Raw genomic sequence first — 20,417 nt, forward strand, 5'->3', positions numbered from 1 at the left:
GTAATTTGAATACCGGAACATCGACAGGTAATTTGAATACCGGAACATCGACAGGTAATTTGAATACCGGAACATCGACAGGTAATTTGAATACCGGAACATCGCCACAGATTTTCGGTACACCTGTAGATATCGCAACACCAACAATTAATGCCCCCGGCTCAGGCAATCCTACTGGGCAATCAGCAAACACTGTTAGGGATTTATTTTACAACCTCTCAGACAGTAAGGATGATATTTTGCTGTTCTCACTGCCCTCGACGGCTACTGGCAAACAAATCTTAGCCCTATCTGGCAGCGATAATATTACCGGCACCAGCGGCGCTGATACGGTTAACGGAATGCAAGGAGCCGATACAATTGACGGAGGTACGGGTAATGACAGTTTATCCGGCGGTAAAGAGTCAGATTCCCTGGAAGGTGGTGCTGGCAACGACGATATATTAGGCAACAATGACAACGATACTATTACCGGAGGAGAAGGCAATGATACTATCCGGGGCGGTAAAGAGAAAGATAGCCTGACTGGTGGTGGTGGCGATGACTTTCTCTATGGCGATCGCCATCAAGATTTTCTCACCGGTGGCGATGGAAACGATACATTTGTCTTAGCTGGGGGACAGATAGCAGCGCTCAGTTTAACAGATGCAGATGTGATTACAGACTTCAAGACTGGCGACAAAATTGGTCTAACCGACGGGAGTACATTTGGCGGCCTCTCCTTTGAAGATGTCAGTTTGACGCTGAATGGACAATCTGCTGTCAATTCTACAGCAATTAAAGCCGGCTCCAGTTATTTGGGTATCGTTCAAGGGGTGGCGAAAAGCACTTTGACGGCAAATGCTTTTGTGATTCTGTAGCATGGGCTTTGTCCACTCTATTTGAGTGAAATTAATCGCGATCGCCTTTGAGTTTGAGAGGAGGCGATCGCACTTGTATTCTTCCTGTGCGAGGGGCGATCGCACTCATCACCATGTGCCAGTTGCGTCCATGACCACGAATTTCTTCATGTGGTACCCGCCACGTGATTTATCTCGCGCAAATCAATCCAAAATCTAAAATCTAAAATCCTTGCGTCCCCCGAATTGATCTCGCGCAAGTCAATCCAAAATCTAAAATCTAAAATCTAAAATCGAATGACTGTCCTCATCTTCCCCATCCCCCCATCTTTTCCATCCCATCATCCTCTTCTGCTCCTCAGCACCTATACTTAAAATTGGGATCTTACAGTTAATTTTTTTAAACCGAATGTTCAGCATTGACATCATTGTGAAAAATACGCCCGTCTCGCTGTCGGTGCAGCGGAAGTTGGAGGAGGACGCTGAGACTGTTTACCAGCAGGTACTGGCGGCGATTCGCAACTCCCAACCGCAAATTTTGGAACTCACCTGCGAGAAAAATCCTGAGAAAAAGGTGGCTGTACTCAGCAGCGAGATTTCTGGGGTGGTGGTTTCTCAGAAATCGGGGGCGTCATCTACAGGCAGATCCCCTGGCTTTGTCTCGATGACAGCAGAATGAGGGCTGGGGGTGTTGGTGCCGATATGAGCCCGTCAGCCGTTGCTGTGCGGGATTTGGGTTTTTGCTGGCCGTCGGGCGATCGAGTGTTGCAAGGTTGCTCTCTGGATGTACCCAAGGGCGAGTTTTGGATGCTTTTGGGCACTAACGGCAGCGGCAAGTCTACGCTGTTGAGGCTGATGGCTGGGCTGCTGCACCCCCAGTCGGGGGAAATTGACCTGAGTGGGCGAGTGGGTTTTGTGTTCCAAAATCCGGATCACCAATTGGTGATGCCGACGGTGGGTGCGGATGTGGCTTTTGGTTTGGTGGAGGAAAAGCTTTCTAACGTTCAGGTGCGGGAGAGGGTGGCGGAGGCTTTGGAGGCTGTGAATTTGCTGGATTTGCAGCGGCGGCCGATTTATGCTTTGAGTGGGGGCCAGAAGCAGCGAATTGCTCTTGCTGGGGCGATCGCCCGTCACTGCGAAATTTTGCTGTTAGATGAACCGACGGCTTTGTTAGATCCTGATTCTCAGTTGGATTTGGTGGCGGCGGTGCAGCGGTTGGTGAAAAATCGCGGGATTACGGCTTTGTGGGTGACTCACCGTTTGGATGAGTTGAATTTCTGCGATGGGGCTTTTTTGTTGGAAAAGGGCCAAGTTGTCGATCGGGGAGATCCGGCGCGTTTGAAGCAGCGGTTGATGCAAAGCCAAGATGTTTAGCTGTTAAGCAATTTGAGTCATAGTCGCGGCCGGGGCGGGTTTATCTGAATTTCTCACTTGTGTTGTAGATTAGGGTGAACCCGCCCCTACGGTATTTGTGATAATTAACCCGATATAATCTAACTAAATTCACCGCAATCCTCGATCGCGCAACCAAGCATCTGCCCAAATTGTATCGGCCTCTGACAGCGCTGGTATGACTTCCCAGTTGCGATAATCTATCTTGAGGTCATAACTTGCTATGTCGTAAATTTGAGTGAATAATTCCTGCAAGTTTATGACAGGTTCGGTATCGCCCGATCGCAGCGGCAAAGGAAAGGCAGGCATCGGGTTTTGCAGGTTAAAAGCATACAAATCAGCTCTGGGACGGCGATTTCCCCGACACACCAAAACGCTATAGTGACTTTCAATGTCATTGCCAATAACTGGCATTTTTTGACCGCGCCGCAATAAATCTATTTCAATTAAATGAGTGCGGCTACCTAAAATTTCTTCTCGCTTTTCTTCATACATTTGTCGCCCTTTTCCTGTGCGCTTATTGCTAGGCGAGAGGATTTCAATCAGGGTGATTAGTTCTTGGTTTTCTCTTTCTCTAATTTCTAAATAGCCTTCCCGAACCTGGTAGGGCATGGGAATATTTACTGTCAAGGGTTGGGTTGGTGGCGCTGCCACGGCTACGTTTGATGTTATTAATTCGGTTGTGGTTCTTGGCTGAATTACGTTTACATCAGGAATGCCAATTGATAAATTGTCGTCAGCGGTTTCATACATTCTCACTTCTACAGACACTAAATACTTAGGACGTAATTGCGGAGATAATAATCTGGCAATTTCAATAATTAGCCAGTGGTGTAGGGCAGGCCAGAGTTCGGGATGCTCTAAATACGGGTCCATACCGGGGAAGGGAGATGGCATTGATGTGACTCCTTGACTCAAATCTATTTCCAGTTTAGTTGAATATTTGTGGAACAGGCATCTTGCCTGTTTCTTGGGCGGGCAAGATGCCGGTTCCACAACATATTTTAATGTTTGTGGAACCGGCATCTTACCTGTTGTTCGCACTTTTCAACAATTAAACTTCGATCGACAATTGTGCCGGAATTGGAACGCTATTTTCATCCAACACAGACACCGCATTTACGAAAACAATTGTATGCGGGACTGCGGGCATTAAGCGGCGCAGTGCTTTGAGGTAAGATTCGGCATCGGGGCGACGGCTGAAACGGGCGACTGTTAACCGCTGACAGTTGGGGAGGTGGCGAATTATGCACCAAGGTTGAAGTCGATCGCGATATGTCGATTGTTTTGGTATCATAGGAAAATCCTTCCCACTTTTGTGGGTGGTGAATGAAAGGCGATCGCTCTAGATTTCTCAGGTCCGAGGGCGATCGCTGTATTTAACTATTAAAAGCCAAAGACGTAGCTTCTGTCAAGCATAAATGGGGTTAATTAGGTTGCGAGTTCGAGAACTGGCTGAGGAGAAGAGTTGGACGCTGAAAGAAGTTGCCGAGAGAACGGGTATTCCGTACAGCACGGTCAAAAATTACGCGCAAGCTCCTAAGCTGGCAACGGTGGACTACACGGCTTTGCAGAAACTTGCTGAAGTCTTCGATGTGATGGTGGAAGATTTGGTTGAGGTTTTGGAACGGTAAACTATTTTGTCAGCGGGAAGATGGGTCTAATTCGATTGCGGGTTCGAGAACTAGCCGAAGAGAAGGGTTGGACATTAAAAGAAGTTTCTGAGCGATCGGGCATTCCTTACAGTACCGTTAGAAGTTATGCCCATTCTCCCAAACTGGCAACTGTAGACTATACGGCTCTAAACAAGATGGCTCGTGCTTTCGATATTGCGATCGAAGATTTAGTTGAGATTTTGGAAGAGTAGGCTGATTTATCGTTGGGAATATGGGACGAATTAGGCTGCGAGTTCGAGAATTTGCTCAAGAGAAGGGTTGGAATATGACAGAAGTCTCCAAAAGAACAGGTATTCCATATACCACGATCATTACCTATGCTAATTCTTCAGGCATGGCTACCGTTGACTACACAGCTTTGGACAAGATGGCCCGTGCGTTTGATATTGCGATCGAAGATTTAGTTGAGATTTTGGAACAGTAAACTGATTTGTCAGCGAGAAGATGGGGTTAATTCGGTTGCGAGTTCGAGAACTAGCCCAGGAAAAGGGTTGGACGCTGAAAGAAGTCTCTGACAGAACGGGAATTCCCTACAGCACGGTTAAAAAATACGCCCAAGCTCCCAAAATGGCAACGGTGGACTACACGGCTTTGCAGAAACTTGCTGCTGTCTTCGATGTGATGGTGGAAGATTTGGTTGAGGTTTTGGAAAATTAAGCTTAGGACTTACGCACGGGTGGTCAGAAACCGGGTTTTTTCGAGAATAGTTCGTTACAGTCCGCAGATTTGACAAAAAACCCGGTTTCTCTGACGAAGCGCATAAGTCCTGAGCGCATTAATTCGATCGCCCATTCTAAAAATCGCAAAAATCTTCAATCCCTTGCTTCATTGCAAAAAGTGCGATCGGCCCTGCCAGTCTTGATGGTAAGCTGGTGGTTGATGCTAAAAATTGGGCGATCGCACTTATCAGAGCCTCAATTTCTTTTTCTAAGTTTTCCTGCAACTTCTGTTCGACTTCTAATTCAATTTGCGATCGAAGTTTTGCCTCAATTTCCCGTTCTAATGTTTGGCGTAATCGATCCTCCTGTGCTTTTTCCCGTTGTTGTTGTTTTTCGCGATCGATTTCAGCTCTTTTCTTAATTGCTTCCTCAGCGATGCGAATATTTTCTTCAATGGGTACACCTTCAGGAGTACACATCTGCCCGTACCATGTCGCTTGTGAATCTGGGGGATTACGGCGACCAAAAAATATCTGAATCGCTTCATCATCATGCCGATGCGATAGCACGTAAGCTTTTAATTCGGATCTGCTCATTTCATCAAAGTTCGGTTTCATCCAAAAACCTCCAAAGTCAATTACTAGATACGATTACTTGCAGATCATCACTTACGAAAATATACACTTCTGTGGTTTGAGCATTAAAACGGAATAGTTGAATATCTCGGTAGTAGCTAGAGAACATCTGGCAGACGCGCAGACAGGCTTGGGCTTGTTCGTCAGTGGGATTAATCTGAAGTTCCTCAATTGTGGCACAAACTTTTGAATATAATATAACTTACGCATAGGAACCCAGAAACCGGGTTTTTTCGAGAAGACTTCTTGACAGTGCAAAGACTCGGTAAAAACCCGGTTTCTTTGTCGGAGTGCGTAAATCCCGATCGCATTAAAAAGAGGTAGCTTGCGATTTTTAGTTGGTGGGGGCGGGTTTTTTAGATTGTCTATCTGTGTCATAAAGGGTTGGAAAAACCCGCCACCACAGGTCGATCGAGGATGTGCGATATGTCAGATTTTACGGTTAATTCCCCTACTTCATCTCATAACCAAACAAATTCGGATCGACTTCTCCCAAATTCAAATCAGCCAAACCATACTCAGCCCAACGCCTTTCTACCATCGCCGCCACATCCGGATCTGACTCCAAAACTTCCCCCCATTCGTGATCCGTTTCCGGCGGCATCTTCGTAGTAGCATCAATCCCCATTCTGCCTCCCAAACCAATCTTTTCACTGGCAAAATCTAACGTATCAAAAGGCGTATTCGGCAGAATAAATACATCCCGCACCGGATCGACTTTAGAACTAATTGCCCAAACTACTTGACGCGGGTCGCGAATGTTGATACTTTTATCGACAACAATCACAAACTTAGTGTAAGTAAACTGCGGTAAAGCACTCCAAAATGCTAAAGCAGCCCTGCGCGCTTGACCGGGATATGCTTTATCGATCGAGATAATTGCCGCCTTATAACTCAGCGCTTCCATCGGTAAGAAGAAATCGACAATTTCCGATACTTGCTGCCGCAAAATAGGGGTATAAATACGGTTAAGCGCGATCGCCATCATTGCTTCTTCTTTCGGCGGCCGCCCGCTAAATGTGGTCAGATAAATCGGGTCTTTGCGGTGCGTCATGCAGTGGAACCGCACCAACGGCGAATCTTCGACACCGCCGTAATAACCCATGTGATCGCCGAAGGGCCCGTCGGGCAGAACTTCCCCCGGCGTAATCGTTCCTTCTAACACAATTTCCGAGTCCGCCGGTACTTCCAAATCTACGGTTTTGCACTTCGCCAATTGCACGCCGGAACCGCCGTAAAGTCCGGCAAATAACCATTCCGATAAATCTACAGGAATTGGGGTTGCTGCGGCGAGAATGATTAAAGGATCGACTCCCAGGGCGATCGCAACTTCCAACTTTTTACCAGCCTGCGCCGCTTTCCGCAAGTGCCGCGCGCCGCCCCGCACCGATAACCAGTGTACAGTCATCGTGTTTTTTGACTGCAACTGCAACCTATAAACCCCCACATTCGGCGTGCCCGTTTCGCAATCTTTGGTAATTACCAAACCCAGGGTGATAATTTTGCCCGCATCTCCCGGATAAGGGCGAATCATCGGGATTTTGTTCAAATCCAGCCCTTCTCCCTCAATTACCACTTGCTGACAAGCTGGGAAAAAGTCGCGCCCCGGTTTGGCTTTCACTACGTCAAACAGGACTTTGCCGAATTCTATCGCTTGGGAAATCTTTTTCGGCGGTTTTGGCTGTTGCAGCATTCCCAGTTTTTTGCCGAGCTCTTCTAGTTCGATCGGCTTTTCCATGTTCATCGCCCAGCAAACGCGCTCTTCCGTACCCAACAGGTTGATTGCGACGGGGAATTCGGCCCCTTTGACGTTTTCAAACAGCAGTCCAGGGCCGCCTTTTTGCAGCATTTGGTTGGAAATTTCGGCAATTTCGAGGTCGGAATCGACTAAGGCGCTAATCCGGCGCAGTTGTCCCCGTTCTTCGAGTAGTTTTAGGAATCCCCGCAAGTCTCTAGCCATTTTTTTTAAGAATTGTTAACGTTCTTTTGTTATTATGAGCCGATCGACTGCCACAAGTTACTCCTGAACCGCTCAAAAGATACGTATTTAACGAACCGCGAAGACGCCAAGGGCGCGAAGGAAGAGGAAGAAGAAGATAGGTAATGCCTTGTTGGGTTGGGGAGTAGGCTGCATAATGGGTTACATGAAATGTCCAAGATGCGAATCTGACGAAGTTCGTAAAAACGGCCGTCCCAACGGGCACCAGCGGTATCTTTGCAAAGCTTGCCGCAAACATTTTTTTGACCCGCCCAGTCCGCCGTCTTTCAGTCGCAAATGCACGGAAACACGGTTAAGCGAAGTTATCCCGCAAGGAATCGAGTCTGCAACCACCACAGAGTCCGGCGGGATTGCGATTTTGCTGTTAGATGCCGAAAATCTGAAACTTAAGGTTAATACAGAACAATTCTTAGCCGATTTGTGCGACTATCCCCTGCAAGTTAAAATTGCTTTTGCTAACTGGAAAAATCCGAGTATCGGCAAGTTGGATGCTGAACTTTACGATCGCGGTTACGAACTGATTCACGTTCCGGGCGGTGCTAATAGTGCTGACGGTAAAATGATTGCTTTTGGCGCGGCTATTTTATATCGATATCGGGATGTAAAACAAGTTTTTGTCTGTTCTTCGGACGGTTTGTTAAATCATCTTTGCAATCAGTTGCAAAATCAGGGAGTGACTGTGTTTCGGGTGCGTCGGCAAAATTCAGTTTTATCTGTAGAAAACTGTCAGAATGGTGAGAGCAAGCACTATTCTTGCGAAAGGGAAGAGGAAATCCCTAGTTTTGCAGAATTGGCTAATCAAGTTGCAGAGTTGTTGAAGGCTGAACACAAATCTATTGATGAGCGGATCGCTCGTTTTTCTAGTGTGGCTGAGCTTTTTCAAGAGCGCCACACTATTGTTTTCCCTTCTACAACTTCCCCTGCTGCACTGTCGGAGTCAGCAGAAGACAAAATTTCTTCTGGGACTAAAGAGTGTATAACTCCTCTTGTCGTGGATCTAGATATTGAATCCCAAAAAGTTCCCGAAACCAAGTCAGTCAATTCAATTGGGATTCATTCGCTGGATGCTTTAGAAAAGATACTTGTAGCAATGATTGCGAAAGCGATAGTTGATTTAAAACAAAATGCTATTCCCGTCACAACAATCAAGAAACAATTTTATACTAAATATCAGTGTCATGCCGATTTAATTGTGAAAAATTTTTTGCCGGATTCTAGTCTAATTAATTTTTTTAAATCGCGTCCGTCTGTTTTCAAAATGGAATTGCTCGGTAACGAACATCAAGTGGCGATCGCTCCAAAAGCAGCAGCATCTTCAAAAACACAGTCCTCAGCCGCCCTGGAAGCATCTATAGCAAATATTGTATTGGCATTAACTGCTAAATCTCCAGGCAATTACATTGGCATTAACCAGGTAGCCACCGAATTTCACAAGCAATACGGTCAACCAATTACTAAAAAGCTGCAATCGCTGCATTTGGGTAGCAATTTTCACGATTTTTTGCAGTCATGCCAAAAATTCAAAGTTCAGAAAAAGGGTAAGGAGCATCAAGTGGCGATCGCCAAAGTTACGGATTAAATATATGACTCAAAAGTCATAAATTGTGAGGGTAAGGTGCCCTTGGACGTACCTTACAAGCTATAGCAGTCGCCAAGGTGCTTCGGTAACGCTTGCTCTTGGACTACGCTCATGTACTCCCTGGCGATCGTATTCAAGATTAAGGTCAAACAGACAACTTTTCGCCTCTCAGGTTTTAATCGGGCGGCCCACTTTTCTTGCAACCAGTCCGAGGCTTTAACCCTCTGTTATCGAATTGCTTACCTATTTTTAACCATTTTTGATTAGCTATTGTGATAAATTATCAGAGGACATCAGTTATTTTAAATAACCATCTACTAGCAATCCTTAGTTATTAGTTTTTAAAGCGGATTTTTTGAGTCAGTTTGGAGCGACTCAATTACTGAATAACAATTACTCCATCACTAACTAGCACGAAAAATTAATTATTTTCAAAGTCTCAATACACTCTCGATCGCCAACAATCAAAAGCCCAGGTTTAAATGAAAACTGCCCCTTCGCATCTGCCACCTGAGTCTAAGCTTTGGCAGCGCAATTTAACCTCAGCTATGTGGAAAGAATATGCTTTACACGCTCTATTGGGAATACTCGGATGTATTCCCGCATTCATCACCCTAGGGATTATTACTGTCCTGATTTATGAAACAGCAATTTTCTTCCAAGAAGTACCTTTGTGGAGATTTTTGACAGATACGCAGTGGACGCCGCTTTTTCCCAATAAAACCTTTGGTATTATGGTACTTGCCAGCGGCACATTGTTGACAACGGCGATCGCCATGACTGTTGCCGTGCCTGTTGGCTTCCTCACTGCCATCTACCTCAGCGAATACGCTCCCCATAGAGTGCGTTATCTGCTCAAACCCTTTATAGAAACTCTATCGGGCATCCCCACTGTAGTCTATGGCTATTTTGCTCTGTTATTTGTTACCCCGCTGCTGCAAAAACTTATCCCCAATCTAGCCGGGTTTAGCCCTTTAAGCGCAGGTTTAGTCACTGGCATAATGATTGCACCTATTGTATCTTCTATGAGTGAAGACGCTATTCAAAATGTCCCAAAACGATTACAGGAAGCAGCTTATGCTTTAGGTTTTACAAAACCAGAAATTATCACTAAAATAATTTTACCAGTCGCATTTCCAGGCATCATTGCCTCCTTTACATTAGCAGCTTCTCGCTGTTTGGGAGAAACCCTGATCGCCTCCATTGCAGCAGGACAAAATCCCCAATTTGCTCTGAATCCGCTAGAAGCAGTATCGACAATGACTGCTTTTATAATTCAAGTAAGTTTGGGCGATATACCTATAAATTCTCTAGAATTTCACACTATTTTCACAGTAGGGACGGTCATATTTTTGATGACCTCGATCCTCAACACACTGAGTCACTTGCTTGTCCGGCGTCACCGCGATTTAATGTTAGAAGTCCCAATTGGCAGCCCGGAGGTAAATCAAGAACATTTAGCTATTAATTCTCGGTCAGATATCGCTCAATACTCCCCTCAAAAAATACCGAAATTTACTCACATTTTTCAGCCTGATTTCACCAAACGTCACTTCCTAGATCGAATTTTCATAATTCTCACAGTTATTCCACCTTTGGTTTTAATAACCGTTCTAGGGCTTTTATTATTTGATGTGTCTCAAGATGGTCTCTCGCGCCTTAACTGGCAATTTATCACGTCATTTGCTTCCAGAAACCCCGAAGAAGCAGGAATTTACGTAGCCTTAGCGGGAACTTTTTGGTTGCTGGGATTAACTGCAATTTTCGCTACTCCCATTGGAGTAGGAGCAGCCATTTATCTCGAAGAATATGTCCCCAATAATCTATTTAGCCAATTCCTTGAAATTAATATTGCAAATTTAGCAGCAATGCCCTCTATTATTTATGGCTTGCTAGGGCTGGGAATATTTGTTCACGGATTAGGATTTTTAACTGGCAAGTACAGTTTACTTTCTGCGTCCCTCACCCTATCCGTAATCGCTTTACCCACCATAATTATAGCGACTCGTTCAGCACTGCGCGCCGTTTCCCATAGCTTGCGGGAAGGAGGCACCGCTACAGGAATGACTCGGTGGCAGGTTTTGTGGCATCTAGTCCTGCCATCTGCAATGCCCGGTATTTTAACGGGAATTTTTTTATCCCTTTCCCGTGCAATTGGTGAAACAGCCCCGCTAATTGCGGTAGGTGCATCTGCTTTTATTACCTTTACGCCCGCTTTATCTCTGGAGGGGTTACGCAGTCCTTTTACCGCTCTACCAGTTCAAATATTTAACTGGGTTTCTCGACCTCAAGCCGATTTCCAACAAAATGCGGCAGCAGCAATTATCTTGCTAATTGGCATTCTATTCGTGATGAATATTTTAGCTATAATATTGCGAGATAGCTGTAGCAAAAAACAAGCATAAAATATCAAAAAGCAATTAGCAATTCCCGCCAAAGTACCACTAAAATTCCGCACCTGTAAACCTAAAAATCAAGGATTAGGAGTGTAAGGGATAAATTATTGCTTCTTCCTTACACCCCCTATCTGCAATTCCCAATCGCCAATACCCAGTTTCTTTGTACCTATGCAAACAGATTTTGAATTGCCAACACCCCTAGAAGCTATTTTGCGAGTCCAGCAACTATCGGTATCCTACAATGACATTTTAGCCCTAGAAGGAATCAATATGGAAATTTACAAAAATCAAGTTACAGGATTTATCGGCCCTTCTAGCTGCGGAAAAACGACTCTGCTGCGCTGTTTTAACCGCATTAACGACTTAGTTAAATGCGCTAAAATAACCGGAAAAATTACTTTTTACGATCGAGACATCACAGAGTTCAATCTAATAGAAGTTTGCCGCAGGATCGGTATGGTCTTTCAAAAACCTAATCCATTCCCCAAATCTATTTACGAGAACATTGCTTTGGGACTTCGCGTCAATGGCTATCGGGGAAATATTGACGAGCTTGTCGAAGATGCTCTCCGTCAAGCAGCGCTGTGGGACGAAGTAAAAGATCTGCTTAATAAAAATGCTATGACTTTATCAGGCGGCCAGCAGCAGCGACTTTGCATTGCTAGAGCCTTAGCACTGCAACCAGAGGTAATTTTGATGGATGAACCTTGTTCAGCGCTTGATCCAATTTCAACTTTACGCATAGAAGAATTAATTAACAGGCTGAAGAAGCATTACACAATTGTTATAGTCACGCACAATTTACAGCAGGCTTCAAGAGTGGCTGACCTTGTTGCTTTTTTTAATATCAAGATTCAAGAAGGAAGGCGAGTCGGCGAGCTTGTAGAGTATGCTTCAGCTCCTTCTATTTTCCTGAATCCTCAACATAAAGCGACTTGTGATTATGTGAGCACTTACAGCCGCATAGAGAGTGTAATTAGTTAAAAAGTTAGGGTGCGTTATATCTAGTTGTAACGCACCTTACTTGAGTTATAGATTATCCAAATCGACCTTCTACATATTCTTGAGTTTGCTGCTTGGCAGGATTGTTAAAAATAGTCTTAGTTTGATTAAACTCGACCATTTCACCTAAATACATGAAAGCTGTATAGTCAGAAACCCGTGCGGCTTGCTGCATATTGTGAGTAACAATTAGAATTGTTACTTGTTCTTTCAACTCGGCAATTAAAGCTTCAATGCTGGAAGTTGCGATCGGGTCTAGGGCAGAAGTTGGTTCGTCAAATAAAATTATCTCAGGTTCGGTTGCGAGAGCTCTAGCAATGCACAACCGCTGCTGTTGGCCTCCCGAAAGATTAAACGCCAAATCATTTAATCTGTCTTTTACTTCATTCCACAAAGCCGCGCCCCGCAGAGCTTTTTCGACTTTTTCATCCATGACGCTGCGCTTCGTTTGACCCCGCACCCGCAACCCGTAGACTACATTTTCATAGACTGACTTCGGGAAAGGATTTGGCTTTTGAAATACCATGCTAATCCGCATCCGAACTTCGATGGGATCTACCTTGCGGCTGAGGATATTAATCTCATCGGAGTCCAGCAAGATTTCCCCTTCGTAACGATTGCCGGGATAGAGGTCGTGCATCCTATTAAAACACCGCAGCAGCGTAGTTTTGCCACAGCCAGACGGGCCAATTAGCGCGGTCACTTTTTTATCATCAACAACTAGGTTGATATTTTTCAGTGCCTGAGTTGAACCGTAGAAAAAATTCAGGTTTCTGACTTCAGCTTTTGCCTTAACGGTAGTTGAAGACGAAGAGTTGGTTGTGATTTTTTTTACCATTTGATGTTTTTGCGGAAAATATAGCGGAGATAAATTGCCAAGCCATTCATTGCCAAAGTCATCGCCAGTATTATCAGGCCTGCTGCGGCAGCGTTGTTTTGAAATTCCGGTTGCGGGCGCGATACCCAGTTGAACATTTGCATGGGCATGACTGTGAAGGGTGACATCAGCCATTTAAACGAAACATAGGGAAATTCGGCTTGCAGGGGAGAGTCTGGCAAAAAGGCAATAAAGGTGAGGGCTCCAATTGTAATTAGAGGTGCTGTTTCTCCGATCGCCCTTGACAACCCCACAATTACTCCTGTCATAATACTGCCAGCGGAGTATGGCAAAACGTGATCCGAAATCGTTTGCCACTTGGTAGCGCCTGTGGCGTAGGAAGCTTCCCTGATCTCATTAGGAATAGCCCTCAGTGCCTCGCGAGTAGTAACAATTACTACTGGTAAAATCAGCAGTGCTAAAGTCAAACCAGCAGTGAGAATGCTCTGACCCAAGTTTAATTGATATACAAAGAAACCTAAAGCTAAAAGTCCATAAACAATTGAAGGAACGCCTGCTAAATTAGTGACATTAATTTCGATAAAATCAGCAACCCAATTTTTCCGGGCGTACTCTTCCAAGTAAATACCCGACGCAATACCCAAGGGAACCGCGGCTAAAGCTGTTACTAACATTACTAAAGCCGAGCCTACCCAAGCAGACAGTACGCCTGCATCTTCCGCGCGACGGGATGGGAACGATGTCAAGAATTGCCAGGAAAGACGCGGTAAACCATCGATCGCCAAATCAATGATTAATGCTAACAGGACAACCACGCCTACTAGCATCAACAATAAGCCGATCGCAGCGAAAATGCTGTCCCACAGCTTAGCTTTTGCAATTATTTTTCGGATTTCCTGTATATTTTTTACGGCCATATTTTGGGAGTTAGTAATTGGCAATTGATGATTAGTAATTGGTGAGGAGTTTTGATTCTTGTGTTTAGTCAACTCAAGCCTTAAAACTTTCTTTTTATACCAATTTAATGGGTAGTTTCACATAGCTAGATCCCCCTAAATCCCCCTTAATAAGGGGAGTAGGGGTTGACTTTGAGAAGAATCCCCCCTTATTAAGGGCGGAGAGAAGAATCTTGTCCCCCCCTTACTAAGGGGGGTTAGGGGGGATCTGATTGTATGGAAACTCACCAAAAATGGGTATTACCCTTACTTAGTATTAGTAGATTTCCCTGTAACGCTTGCTCAGAAAATGCCCAATTATGTTAAATATCAAAGTCATCAACACTAGGGTAAGCCCCGCCACAAAAATTGTTTGATACTCTAAGCTGGCGTGCGGCAAGTCGCCGAGACTAACTTGCACGATATAAGAAGCAATTGTAGCACCGGGTTCCATTGGATTCCAGGTATAACTCGGCTGCAAACCAGAGGCGATCGCGGGGACCATTGTAAGGCCCACAGCGCGAGAAATTGCCAAAATGTAAGAAGCAGAAATTCCCGAAAGTGCAGCGGGAAAAACTACCGACGTTGCTGTTTGAAATCGTGTTGCTCCCATTGCATAAGCGCCTTCCTTGAGATATACTGGCACAGCTCGCATTGCATCTTCGCCGATCGAACTAATGAAGGGTACAATCATAATACCCACCACCAATCCAGCGCTCAACATATTGAATCCCGGTAAATCCGGCAGCACTATTTGCAACATCGGGGTTACAAATAAGAAGGCAAAGTAACCGTAGATTACTGTGGGAACTCCCGCCAGCAATTCCAACGCTGGCTTCATCACCTCGCGCACCCGACTGTCAGCAAATTCGCTCAGGTAAATCGCAATGATTGTACCCATAGGAATTGCCACCATCATTGAAACTCCCGCAATTACCAAAGTACCCGAAACTAGGGGCAAAATCCCGTAGCGAGGCTCGGAAAATAGGGGAGTCCATTCTGTACTCGTGAGAAATTCCACCAAAGAAACTTGTTGGAAGAAACCCAAGGACTCCGAAACTAGGATGTAAAGAATAGCGAAAGTAGTTACTACTGAGGAAAAGGCTGCGAGGAACAGCAAAAAAGCGATCGCACCTTCGCGCAAATCCCTCACTAGCTTTGGGGAAAACGCGGCTTGTTTGGATAATTTCAGTGATTTTTGAGCCATTAGTTATCAAGAGTTATTGGTTATTAGTCATTAGCGATCGGTCATTAGTAGTGACTCTCGGATTGGCACCCCGAAATATTGATATAATTTTTGTAAGTAAATGCAGCGCCACGATCGGGATTTACGCCAGTAACTAATGACTGCTGACTAAATAAATACCGATAAACTTGCTATCTGGCTTCGCGCTTCAACATTTCCTCAATCGTCAAACCTACAGCTTCTTCGCCACCGAAAATAGTGCCTACACGACGCTTGGTAAAATGACCCATAGCAGTTGTATAAGCCTGTGGAGGTAGAGCTACGTACTTGACATCGCGCGCTAGTTTAGCACCGTTCTTGATATAGTATTCGACAAACTGCTTCACTTCCGGTTTATCTGCCGACTTGGCATTAACGTAGATGAACAGAGGACGGGATAGCGGTTGATAAGAGCCATTTTGCACTGTCTGTGCAGAAGGCAATACAGGTCCTCTACCACCATTAATTGCCACTGATTTGAGCTTGCCCTTATTTGCTTCGTAATAAGCGTAGCCAAAGTAACCTATGGCATTTTTGTCGCGAGAAACACCGTTGACTAACACGTTGTCGTCTTCGCTGGCAGTGTAGTCGCCCCGGCTAGATTTAGATTTACCGACGATCGCTTCAGTAAAATAGTCAAAAGTTCCAGAAGCCGTACCAGCACCAAAAAGCTTCAGGGGTGCGTTGGGAAATCCTGCCCGAATTTGGTTCCAGTTATTGATTTTACCCTGAGCTCCGGGTTCCCACATTTTCTTGAGTTCGGCAACTGTCAAGTTTTGCGCCCAGGTATTTTGGTTGTTAACCACCACTGTCAGAGCGTCATAAGCCACGGGGAGTTCTATATATCTAATCCCAGCTTGAGCGCAGGCCTGTATCTCCGCTTTCAAAATCGGTCGGGAAGCGTTGGAAATGTCAGTTTCACCGCGGCAGAATTTTTTGAAGCCCCCACCCGTACCGGAGACGCCCACGGTAACTTGTATGCCTCTGTTGGTTTTTTGGAACTCTTCGGCGACAGCTTCGGTAATCGGGTAGACTGTGCTGGAACCGTCGATTTTAATTATTCTTTGTCCTTGAGCCTGAATCGCTGGGACTGACATACCGATCGCCGCAGCTACAAATGCCGATGCACCGGCTATTGTCCAGCCGTTAAGCTTAAATTTCATCAAATTGAGCGCCATATAATTTGATCCTGTGCGTTAAGTATGATGAGCAGCGAATCCTATAGGAGGATAACAGTCGATCTTTAAATTTTGAATTAATTTAGATTATGAACAGTTTAAATTTTTCCCACCAACTGAGATAATGGACTGTTGAACCAATCTTTTGATGACTATAAAATTGATCGGGAAAAAGCTTAAACTAGAAACGGCAGCGACAATTGTTTTTTTAAAGAGGCATCTCCAGAAAAGCCAGTTTTGAACAGGCATCCTGCCTGTTCCACAAGAATTATTGGAGATGTCTAATGTGCTATTTGCGATCGTCTTGAAAACTTTGTAAGGTTTTTTGCAAAAATGTCTTCACCACTTCTGAAGCGAGAGTTAGGTGTTTTCGGCGCAACTCTCATGGGCCTGGGCTCAATCCTCGGTACCGGAGTATTTGTGAGTATCGGCATTGCGGCGGAAGTTGCTGGGCAGGGAGTGATTTTGGCTGTAGGTATTGCAGCTTTTGTTGCTGTGTGCAATGGCCTTAACAGCGCTCAATTAGCGGCAAATCATCCTGTTAGCGGCGGTACTTATGAATATGGCTACAAATATCTCAATCCTTGGCTGGGTTTCACTGCCGGCTGGATGTTTTTGTTGGCGAAAACGGCTTCTGCGGCTACTGCTGCTTTGGGTTTTGCGGGGTATTTTTTAAATGCAGTTGGTGTAGCCGATCGCACTTACCTGATCCTAACAGCTTTAGTCGCCCTCGCCGCCATCACTTTAATTGTATTGACGGGAATTAGGCGATCGAATATTGCCAATACTGCCATAGTCTCAGTTACACTCCTATCCTTAGCGGTGTTTGTTGCTGTCGGTTTGCCAGAGGTAAGGTGGGAAATGGCCACCGTACAGAATCATAGCTCGATCGGCTCCATCTTCCAGGCCACCGCCCTGATGTTTGTCGCTTATAGCGGTTACGCCCGCATCGCCACAATGAGCGAGGAAGTGCGGGAACCGAGGGAAACCATTCCCAAAGCCATAATTTTCACTTTGGTGCTGACAATGCTGCTTTACGTCGGGGTAGCAGTAGTTGTCGCGGGCGCGGGGGGAGCCGATAAATTGTCTTTACAACCAGGCGGCACGACTGCACCCTTGGAAGTCATCGCCCGCAGTTTCCGAATTCCGGGAGTTTCTCAACTGCTAGCCGTCGGCGCAATTACCGCTATGTTGGGAGTCTTGCTGAACTTAATTTTAGGGCTGTCGCGCATCTGGCTGGCGATGGGGCGGCGCTTGGATATGCCCAGAGTCTTGGCGCGGCTGAATCCAGAGGGGACAACTCCCTACGTGGCTGTGGTGGTTGTGGAAGTTACGATCGCACTTTTAATCCTCGTCGGCGATGTCAAAACCACTTGGTCATTCAGTGCTTTTAGCATTTTGATATATTACGCTATCACCAACCTCGCCGCCCTGCAACTTTCCCCCGCCGAAAGACTTTATCCGCAGTGGTTGGCTTGGGTGGGTTTGGGGAATTGTCTGTTTCTGGCTTTTTGGGTGGAGAGGCAAATTTGGCTGACAGGATTGGCATTAATTGTCGCCGGTTTAATTTGGCGGGCGATCGTCCGACTCCCGGCGAAAAACTAGAATTGTGATAAATTGAAACAGCATCCCGCATTGTAGAGGGCCATGCCCGATCGAACCTCCGAGCTTGCGACTCAAGAATCTCTCGCATTCAGCGCCATCAGTCGCTATATAGCTCAAACCCTAATTACCATTCAGGAAAAGCATCCCGAATGGATAACTGAAAAATACAGGAAAACCCCCTGGGCCAAACCTGATTTTCAGTCAGTTTTGATTGGAAAATTGACAAAAAGTTTCACAGTAGCCAGCGATACAGATTCCCTGGTGCTGAGTGCGAAAAAATACCTACAAATTCTGCTGATTCCAGAATTCGTTAATTCACCTCAATTCAGTAAATTATGTGCCAAAATTCAGCAGCTAGCCCAATCTCAAACAGCACCAGCTAAATCACAAAACTCAGTTTCGTCAGAACCTCCAACTTCAACAGCCAATCAACCAGCCCCGCTTCCTAGCGGCATTGCTATCTTGCTGCTAGATGTCGAAAACTTGCAACTCACCATCGAAACCGAAAAATTTTTAGAGGGAATTTGCCACTATCCCATCCAAATCAAAGTTGCCTTTGCCAACTGGCGCAGCATGGGCAAAAAAGATGCCGAATTTCACCAGCGTGGCTATCAACTAATTCACGTCCCCCCCGGCAAAGACAGCGCCGACTTAAAAATGGCTACAGTCGGGGCATCGATTTTCGTACATTATCCCACAGCCAAGGAGATTTTTGTCTGTTCGTCCGATCGCGCCCTCACTCACCTCAGCAACACACTGCAAGCCCACGGACTAACCGTATTTCAAGTCCGCAAACAAATAGATAAAATCCTAGTTTTAAACAGCAAAACCGGACAATTGGAAACCCATTCCCTAGTAACCACACCGGAAATAACCCCCCTAGAACAATTAGTTATTCAGCTCAAAGAATTAATCAAAAAAGAGCAAAAGCGTACCTCAACTCAGTGGATAAAACTTTCTACAGTTTCAGCTTTATTTAAGGAAAATTACGGCTTAGTCCTCAATCAAGTTGTTGCCCATCATTTGCTTGGTACTAAAACCAGGGATATATTTGTCAAATATCCCACCGATTTTGTCCTCCACAAACCCTCAGAAACTTCTCAAACTTATGTCACTCTTTTTGAAGTAAGATTATCGCCCCCACCGCCAATACTTAACCAAGAAAATCTGAATAACCACCAGCCAGCACCTGCAACTTTGACCGATATTAATTCTCTCGAAGACTTAGAAAGAGCTCTTGTCAAAATCGTTGGCGACTTAACCGACAACTCTCCTGAAAATTCTGTATTTCTCTCCAATGTTGGTAGTGAATTTCACCGACAATACGGCAAACAAATTACCCAAATAATTAAAGATTTTAATTTGGGTAAGAAATTCACTAAATTTTTGCAATCCTGCGCTTCTCTCCAGCTAAAAAAAGCCGAAAAAGGCTGGCAAGTTTCTCTCAATTAATTAAAAATTAAAATATATAGCCATCCTAAATAATTTGTGAATTTCTTACTCCCTCCCCTTGATAAGGGGAGGGTTGGGGTGGGGTCAAAAATTTACGACTCCTGCAAGGATTGCTATATCAACATCCCCATTACTAGCAACTTGAGTTATCATACAATCTGGACGTAAAGAAATGTAAAGGGATATGCAGGACAAAGTTGTGGTTGTGGTGGGTGCGACTGGCGGCATCGGTTCAGCAGTGGCCCGCAAACTCGCTGATGCGGGTGCGAGGCTAGTGCTCGCCGCCAGAGACAGCAGTAAATTAGACACTTTAGCTAGCGAACTTTCGGCAACAGAGGTACTGTGCGTGCCCACAGATATCACCGATTTGCCACAAGTCGAGACGTTGATGCAGACAACTCTGGAACATTTTGGACAAATTGATGCCCTCATAAACGCCGCCGGTGCCGGAATTCTCAAGCAGTGGAACAAGTTAGAACCCGCTGATTTAGATGCAATGCTTGACTTAAACTTAAAAGGCAGTTTTTACACGTCTCAAGCAGCGGCGAATGTGATGAAAGAGCGCAAATCCGGTCACATTTGCAATGTCATCGGGATTTTGGGCAAGCATTCGATGGCGATGGGAACGGCTTATTGCGCTTCAAAGTTTGGGGTAGTTGGTTTCAGCAAGTGCATGGCAGATGAGCTGCGGCGCTACGGCATTAAGTTTACGCTATTCTATTTTGGCGGGGTGGATTCTCCCTTTTGGGATAATGTCAGTTTGAAGGTAGACAGGTCAAAAATGCTGAGTACCGAAACTGCTGCAAATGCGATTATGTTTGCTCTTTCGGCTGACCCGCAAGCTGTGCCGATGGAGATTAATATTCAGCCGGAAAGTCATTTGTTCTTTTAGCTATTGAGGAGTCAATCGATTTTCGATTTTCGATTTTCGATTTTCGATTTTCGATTTGAGAGGCGACCCCACGGATCAATGCTCTTTCTTGAGGATTTTCGATTTTCGATTT

Annotated in this window: 22 protein-coding genes; 13 read left to right on the forward strand and 9 right to left on the reverse strand. The window is 45.2% G+C overall.

What is annotated here, in order from left to right:
* The 3 genes from QUB51_RS27240 to QUB51_RS27250 form a co-directional block, all read left to right on the forward strand.
* On the forward strand, window positions 1-860 hold an 860-nt coding region (locus QUB51_RS27240), incomplete at its 5' end, for a calcium-binding protein (RefSeq protein WP_333212295.1).
* A 388-nt stretch (window positions 861-1,248) separates the two neighbouring features.
* Window positions 1,249-1,518 (forward strand): hypothetical protein, encoded by a 270-nt coding sequence (locus QUB51_RS27245; RefSeq protein WP_190663726.1) that lies wholly within the window; start codon window positions 1,249-1,251, stop codon window positions 1,516-1,518.
* Window positions 1,515-2,213 carry an energy-coupling factor ABC transporter ATP-binding protein gene (locus QUB51_RS27250; RefSeq protein ID WP_445251574.1) on the forward strand — a complete coding sequence of 233 codons (699 nt, stop codon included), beginning with the start codon at window positions 1,515-1,517 and terminating at the stop codon, window positions 2,211-2,213. The genes QUB51_RS27245 and QUB51_RS27250 overlap by 4 nt, the downstream gene beginning before the upstream one ends.
* A 129-nt stretch (window positions 2,214-2,342) precedes the next feature.
* Here the strand turns inward: QUB51_RS27250 and QUB51_RS27255 are convergent, their stop codons facing one another.
* Together QUB51_RS27255 and QUB51_RS27260 are read right to left on the reverse strand one after the other, a co-directional pair.
* Window positions 2,343-3,128 (reverse strand): DUF4058 family protein, encoded by a 786-nt coding sequence (locus tag QUB51_RS27255; protein ID WP_333263183.1) that lies wholly within the window; start codon window positions 3,126-3,128, stop codon window positions 2,343-2,345.
* Between the two features lie 157 nt (window positions 3,129-3,285).
* Window positions 3,286-3,528 carry a hypothetical protein gene (locus QUB51_RS27260; protein WP_333212299.1) on the reverse strand — a complete coding sequence of 81 codons (243 nt, stop codon included), beginning with the start codon at window positions 3,526-3,528 and terminating at the stop codon, window positions 3,286-3,288.
* Between the two features lie 124 nt (window positions 3,529-3,652).
* Here QUB51_RS27260 and QUB51_RS27265 point away from each other — a divergent pair, with 124 nt between their 5' ends.
* From QUB51_RS27265 to QUB51_RS27280, 4 genes are read left to right on the forward strand one after another with little or no spacing between them, the layout of a single operon-like run.
* Window positions 3,653-3,865 (forward strand): helix-turn-helix transcriptional regulator, encoded by a 213-nt coding sequence (locus QUB51_RS27265; RefSeq protein WP_333212301.1) that lies wholly within the window; start codon window positions 3,653-3,655, stop codon window positions 3,863-3,865.
* Between the two features lie 20 nt (window positions 3,866-3,885).
* Window positions 3,886-4,098: a helix-turn-helix transcriptional regulator gene (locus QUB51_RS27270; RefSeq protein WP_333125004.1), complete on the forward strand. Its 213-nt coding sequence runs from the start codon at window positions 3,886-3,888 to the stop codon at window positions 4,096-4,098.
* Between the two features lie 20 nt (window positions 4,099-4,118).
* Window positions 4,119-4,331, forward strand: coding sequence for a helix-turn-helix transcriptional regulator (locus tag QUB51_RS27275; protein ID WP_333212303.1), 213 nt, complete (start codon window positions 4,119-4,121; stop codon window positions 4,329-4,331).
* 20 nt (window positions 4,332-4,351) lie between these two features.
* Window positions 4,352-4,564 carry a helix-turn-helix transcriptional regulator gene (locus QUB51_RS27280; protein ID WP_333198561.1) on the forward strand — a complete coding sequence of 71 codons (213 nt, stop codon included), beginning with the start codon at window positions 4,352-4,354 and terminating at the stop codon, window positions 4,562-4,564.
* A 136-nt stretch (window positions 4,565-4,700) separates the two neighbouring features.
* Here the strand turns inward: QUB51_RS27280 and QUB51_RS27285 are convergent, their stop codons facing one another.
* From QUB51_RS27285 to QUB51_RS27290, 3 genes are all read right to left on the reverse strand, one after another.
* Window positions 4,701-5,183, reverse strand: a complete 483-nt coding sequence (locus QUB51_RS27285; protein ID WP_333212305.1) for a DUF6887 family protein — start codon at window positions 5,181-5,183, stop codon at window positions 4,701-4,703.
* Window positions 5,184-5,199: 16 nt separating this feature from the next.
* On the reverse strand, window positions 5,200-5,400 hold the full coding sequence (locus QUB51_RS30505; protein ID WP_445243058.1) for a DUF6888 family protein: 201 nt from the start codon (window positions 5,398-5,400) through the stop codon (window positions 5,200-5,202).
* Between the two features lie 252 nt (window positions 5,401-5,652).
* Entirely contained in the window at window positions 5,653-7,161 is a 1,509-nt protein-coding gene (locus QUB51_RS27290) for a UbiD family decarboxylase (RefSeq protein ID WP_333055214.1), read from the reverse strand.
* A gap of 184 nt (window positions 7,162-7,345) precedes the next feature.
* Between QUB51_RS27290 and QUB51_RS27295 the strand changes: the two genes are divergently transcribed.
* The 3 genes from QUB51_RS27295 (at window position 7,346) to pstB (QUB51_RS27305) (ending at window position 12,162) form a co-directional block, all read left to right on the forward strand.
* A complete protein-coding gene (locus QUB51_RS27295) occupies window positions 7,346-8,779 on the forward strand; it encodes an IS1/IS1595 family N-terminal zinc-binding domain-containing protein (RefSeq protein WP_333212307.1) in 1,434 nt (477 codons plus the stop codon).
* A 482-nt stretch (window positions 8,780-9,261) separates the two neighbouring features.
* Entirely contained in the window at window positions 9,262-11,184 is a 1,923-nt protein-coding gene (gene pstA / locus QUB51_RS27300) for a phosphate ABC transporter permease PstA (RefSeq protein ID WP_333055217.1), read from the forward strand.
* A 162-nt stretch (window positions 11,185-11,346) separates the two neighbouring features.
* Window positions 11,347-12,162 (forward strand): phosphate ABC transporter ATP-binding protein PstB, encoded by an 816-nt coding sequence (gene pstB, locus QUB51_RS27305; RefSeq protein WP_333055218.1) that lies wholly within the window; start codon window positions 11,347-11,349, stop codon window positions 12,160-12,162.
* A 52-nt stretch (window positions 12,163-12,214) separates the two neighbouring features.
* On the opposite strand, the gene pstB (QUB51_RS27310) is transcribed toward pstB (QUB51_RS27305), so the two are convergent.
* The 4 genes from pstB (QUB51_RS27310) to QUB51_RS27325 form a co-directional block, all read right to left on the reverse strand.
* Window positions 12,215-13,018, reverse strand: a complete 804-nt coding sequence (gene pstB / locus QUB51_RS27310) for a phosphate ABC transporter ATP-binding protein PstB (protein ID WP_333055219.1) — start codon at window positions 13,016-13,018, stop codon at window positions 12,215-12,217.
* Entirely contained in the window at window positions 13,012-14,007 is a 996-nt protein-coding gene (gene pstA / locus QUB51_RS27315; protein WP_333263180.1) for a phosphate ABC transporter permease PstA, read from the reverse strand. Before pstA (QUB51_RS27315) ends, pstB (QUB51_RS27310) begins: the two co-directional genes overlap by 7 nt.
* 223 nt (window positions 14,008-14,230) lie before the next feature.
* Window positions 14,231-15,160, reverse strand: a complete 930-nt coding sequence (gene pstC, locus QUB51_RS27320) for a phosphate ABC transporter permease subunit PstC (protein ID WP_333055221.1) — start codon at window positions 15,158-15,160, stop codon at window positions 14,231-14,233.
* Window positions 15,161-15,330: 170 nt separating this feature from the next.
* A complete protein-coding gene (locus tag QUB51_RS27325) occupies window positions 15,331-16,341 on the reverse strand; it encodes a PstS family phosphate ABC transporter substrate-binding protein (protein WP_333233301.1) in 1,011 nt (336 codons plus the stop codon).
* A 348-nt stretch (window positions 16,342-16,689) separates the two neighbouring features.
* On the opposite strand from QUB51_RS27325, the gene QUB51_RS27330 reads away from it, so the two are divergent.
* The 3 genes from QUB51_RS27330 to QUB51_RS27340 all read left to right on the forward strand — a co-directional run bounded on the left by QUB51_RS27330 (window position 16,690) and on the right by QUB51_RS27340 (window position 20,305).
* Window positions 16,690-17,961, forward strand: a complete 1,272-nt coding sequence (locus QUB51_RS27330; RefSeq protein WP_333263177.1) for an APC family permease — start codon at window positions 16,690-16,692, stop codon at window positions 17,959-17,961.
* Window positions 17,962-18,003: 42 nt separating this feature from the next.
* Complete coding sequence (locus QUB51_RS27335) at window positions 18,004-19,413, forward strand: NYN domain-containing protein (protein WP_333055226.1); 1,410 nt, start codon at window positions 18,004-18,006, stop codon at window positions 19,411-19,413.
* 184 nt (window positions 19,414-19,597) lie between these two features.
* Complete coding sequence (locus QUB51_RS27340; protein WP_333055228.1) at window positions 19,598-20,305, forward strand: SDR family oxidoreductase; 708 nt, start codon at window positions 19,598-19,600, stop codon at window positions 20,303-20,305.
* Window positions 20,306-20,417 lie beyond the last annotated feature (112 nt).

Origin of the sequence: Microcoleus sp. AT8-A3 (assembly GCF_036705675.1) — a bacterium.
Lineage (GTDB): Bacteria > Cyanobacteriota > Cyanobacteriia > Cyanobacteriales > Microcoleaceae > Microcoleus.

Bases quoted from the DNA above. Each gene is read 5' to 3' on its own strand.
- QUB51_RS27245 (WP_190663726.1), top strand. From the start codon at position 1,249: ATGTTCAGCATTGACATCATTGTGAAAAATACGCCCGTCTCGCTGTCG.
- QUB51_RS27250 (WP_445251574.1), top strand. From the start codon at position 1,515: ATGAGGGCTGGGGGTGTTGGTGCCGATATGAGCCCGTCAGCCGTTGCT.
- QUB51_RS27255 (WP_333263183.1), bottom strand. From the start codon at position 3,128: ATGCCATCTCCCTTCCCCGGTATGGACCCGTATTTAGAGCATCCCGAA.
- QUB51_RS27260 (WP_333212299.1), bottom strand. From the start codon at position 3,528: ATGATACCAAAACAATCGACATATCGCGATCGACTTCAACCTTGGTGC.
- QUB51_RS27265 (WP_333212301.1), top strand. From the start codon at position 3,653: ATGGGGTTAATTAGGTTGCGAGTTCGAGAACTGGCTGAGGAGAAGAGT.
- QUB51_RS27270 (WP_333125004.1), top strand. From the start codon at position 3,886: ATGGGTCTAATTCGATTGCGGGTTCGAGAACTAGCCGAAGAGAAGGGT.
- QUB51_RS27275 (WP_333212303.1), top strand. From the start codon at position 4,119: ATGGGACGAATTAGGCTGCGAGTTCGAGAATTTGCTCAAGAGAAGGGT.
- QUB51_RS27280 (WP_333198561.1), top strand. From the start codon at position 4,352: ATGGGGTTAATTCGGTTGCGAGTTCGAGAACTAGCCCAGGAAAAGGGT.
- QUB51_RS27285 (WP_333212305.1), bottom strand. From the start codon at position 5,183: ATGAAACCGAACTTTGATGAAATGAGCAGATCCGAATTAAAAGCTTAC.
- QUB51_RS27290 (WP_333055214.1), bottom strand. From the start codon at position 7,161: ATGGCTAGAGACTTGCGGGGATTCCTAAAACTACTCGAAGAACGGGGA.
- QUB51_RS27295 (WP_333212307.1), top strand. From the start codon at position 7,346: ATGAAATGTCCAAGATGCGAATCTGACGAAGTTCGTAAAAACGGCCGT.
- pstA (WP_333055217.1), top strand. From the start codon at position 9,262: ATGAAAACTGCCCCTTCGCATCTGCCACCTGAGTCTAAGCTTTGGCAG.
- pstB (WP_333055218.1), top strand. From the start codon at position 11,347: ATGCAAACAGATTTTGAATTGCCAACACCCCTAGAAGCTATTTTGCGA.
- pstB (WP_333055219.1), bottom strand. From the start codon at position 13,018: ATGGTAAAAAAAATCACAACCAACTCTTCGTCTTCAACTACCGTTAAG.
- pstC (WP_333055221.1), bottom strand. From the start codon at position 15,160: ATGGCTCAAAAATCACTGAAATTATCCAAACAAGCCGCGTTTTCCCCA.
- QUB51_RS27325 (WP_333233301.1), bottom strand. From the start codon at position 16,341: ATGAAATTTAAGCTTAACGGCTGGACAATAGCCGGTGCATCGGCATTT.
- QUB51_RS27330 (WP_333263177.1), top strand. From the start codon at position 16,690: ATGTCTTCACCACTTCTGAAGCGAGAGTTAGGTGTTTTCGGCGCAACT.
- QUB51_RS27335 (WP_333055226.1), top strand. From the start codon at position 18,004: ATGCCCGATCGAACCTCCGAGCTTGCGACTCAAGAATCTCTCGCATTC.
- QUB51_RS27340 (WP_333055228.1), top strand. From the start codon at position 19,598: ATGCAGGACAAAGTTGTGGTTGTGGTGGGTGCGACTGGCGGCATCGGT.